The sequence below is a fragment of the Syntrophomonas sp. UBA5494 genome (genome assembly GCF_002426325.1).
In genome coordinates, this window is sequence record NZ_DIPG01000095.1 from 1 (window position 1) to 2,675 (window position 2,675).

At 51.0% G+C, this 2,675-nt stretch carries 2 protein-coding genes; both read right to left on the reverse strand.

Going from position 1 to position 2,675, the window contains the following annotated elements; translation table 11 throughout:
* Positions 1-1,919, reverse strand: a 1,919-nt coding sequence (gene feoB, locus B3W37_RS10435) for a ferrous iron transport protein B (protein ID WP_483175691.1), incomplete at its 3' end; no start/stop codon positions are given.
* A 16-nt stretch (positions 1,920-1,935) separates the two neighbouring features.
* On the reverse strand, positions 1,936-2,163 hold the full coding sequence (locus B3W37_RS10440; protein WP_481041467.1) for a FeoA family protein: 228 nt from the start codon (positions 2,161-2,163) through the stop codon (positions 1,936-1,938).
* Between the last annotated feature and the right edge of the window lie 512 nt (positions 2,164-2,675).

Genomic DNA, 2,675 nt, shown 5'->3' on the forward strand with positions numbered 1-2,675 from the left:
TTGGCCCGTTCAGCAAATCCTTTGACCGAAGATTCCTCTTCTTCGGCCAGGGCCTCTTCGTCTTCGATGCTATAAAGGGTTCCCAAGGTACTTACCACCACTTCCTTGGCGCCAAAACCAGCCACCAGGGCCACGCCGGTTTTCCAATCAAAGCCCAGGGGTCTAAACACCGGCTCTATAGCCTTGCCCACTTGTCCGGCATAGCTGTTTTCCAGCTGAACGGTGGCGTCTTCGTAGGGCTGCCTCTGACTATCGGTGGTGGGAAAAGTAAATAAAGCCCACATCACAATGGATATCATCAAGATGATGGTACCGGCCTTTTTCACGTAAAGCCAGGTTCGTTCCCACATATGGATCAGAATATTTTTTATCGTAGGCATTTGATAAGTCGGTAATTCCATAACGAAAGGCTCGGTTTCACCGGGCAAGAGCCAGGTGCGAAAAACCCGGGCCATAATAATCGCCAGGCAAATGCCGATCATATATATGGAGAACAATATGTTCCCTCCCATTTGCGTGGGGAAAAAGGCGGCAATCAGCAGACTGTAAACCGGCAGCCGCGCCCCGCAGCTCATCAGAGGAGTAACCAGCATGGTCACCAGACGATCACGGGGATTCTCCAGAGTGCGGCTGGCCATCAGCGCAGGCACCGAGCAGCCGAAACCAATCAACATGGGGACAAAAGACTTGCCATGCAGGCCGGCTTTGTGCATCACCTGGTCCATGACAAAGGCGGCTCGGGCCATGTAACCGGTTCCTTCCAGGAAGGCGATGCCCAGGAAGAGCAGCAGAATGTTGGGCAAAAAGACGATGACTCCGCCTACCCCGCCTACGATGCCGTCCACCAGCAGAGAACGCAGCAGGCCGTCTGCCATATTGGCATTCAGCCAGTCGCCCAAAGCGGATACTCCGGAATCGATCCAATCCATGGGAGGAGCTCCCAGGGTGAAAGTCATTTGGAACAGCAGCCACATCATGCCCAGGAATAAGGGTATACCCAACACGCGATTTAAAAGAACATTATCGATTTTCTCCGTCACGGTTGCCTTGTCCAGAAGGGCTCTCTGACAAACTTCGCGGCAAATCCCGCGAACATAAGCATAGCGGTCTTCCACCAACGCTATTTCCGGTTCATCGTTGGTGAGATTCTTAATACGCTGACGGCTTTGCTCAACTTCGCGCATGAAATCCGGACCGATCTTCCAGGCTGAAATTTGCCGGCCTACTTCCTGGTCATTTTCCAGAAGCTTGATGAGCAGCCAGCGGAAGGGCATGGTGGAGAGTTCGGTACCGGCTTCTACTCCAGCTGCGGCTTCCGCGGCCACAGGTTGGGGAGGCTGTAATTGCTCCTGCAGTCGAGCCAGCTCATCCTCAATTTCCGGACGGTAGCGCCCTTGTCTTTCCTGGGCCTTGGTCTGCCCGGAGTCGTAATTGACTATCTCCTCCAGGATATCCCGGATGCCCTCGTTTTTGCTCCCCACAGCCCGTACGACCGGTATCCCCAGGAGCTGTGAAAGCAGGCCGTGATTTATTTTAACCTGGTTTTTCTCGGCGACATCCGACATATTCAGTACCAGTATCACCGGAACCTCTAATTCTTTTAACTGCATAGTCAGGTAGAGGTTGCGCTCCAGGTTGGAAGCATCAACAATATCAACTAAGATATCGGGCTTTTCATTAATAATAACCTGACGGGCCACCACCTCATCCGGCGAGTAGGCGGAAAGTCCGTAGGTCCCAGGCAGATCGATCACGGTAATATCATGATCCTTATATTTTACCCGGCCTTCTTTTCTTTCCACGGTTACGCCCGGATAGTTGCCCACATGCTGACGGGCGCCGGTCAAGGCGTTGAATATGGTGGTTTTCCCTGAGTTGGGATTACCGGCCAGGGCAATGACAATGTTTTTTCGGTTCATCTTCTATTTCCTCCAGTTATGATTCCAGGATAATGGTATTGGCTTCTTCCTTGCGCAGAGACAAGTGAAAACCCTGGCTTTTAACCTCTACCGGATCGCCCAGAGGGGCATAGCGCTCCATCATAAGCTCCACCCCGGGCACCAGTCCCATTTCCGTTATGCGCCGGCGGATGATGCCGTGTCCGGTAACGGCCTTAATTCGGGCGCTCTCTCCAGGAGTCAAGTCTTTCAAAGTTCGGGTCATAGCTTTCATCTCCATTCTTCATATAAAATCCACTCTTTTTATACATGGCTTCTATTTTGTTATCCATCAGGGCGGTGGTTTGTTAGGAGTCCTGCTTGGGGCCTGGCTCCGCGCTGGCCTCCGGCCACTCGCGGACGGGGCAGGAGCTGGAGGAGCACATTCCACAGTCGCAAGAATTTTTTCTCGGTACACCGCTTGCCGTATCCATTAATCTTTTGACCTTAAAGCCGATGGCAATCAGGGCCAGCAGGAGAATTGCATATAAAATAAATTTTTCCACGGATATCACCCCTTTGAAAGTTAGCATTGGCTAACTTTTTATTTAAATAATAAACGCCACCACATATCTAAAATGATAATGATTATCAATATTATGATAGTCGATAGTTTTATCTTATGTCAATATATTTTTTAGACTAAAGCGCACCGGGGAGAACACGCCGCACCGGCTATTACAGGAATGCACTGCATCGGCAAAGATACCGAAAGATTCATCAACCTTTTCGGCCTGC

Coding starts and splice junctions, on each gene's coding strand:
- B3W37_RS10440 (WP_481041467.1), bottom strand. CDS start 2,163: ATGACCCGAACTTTGAAAGACTTGACTCCTGGAGAGAGCGCCCGAATT.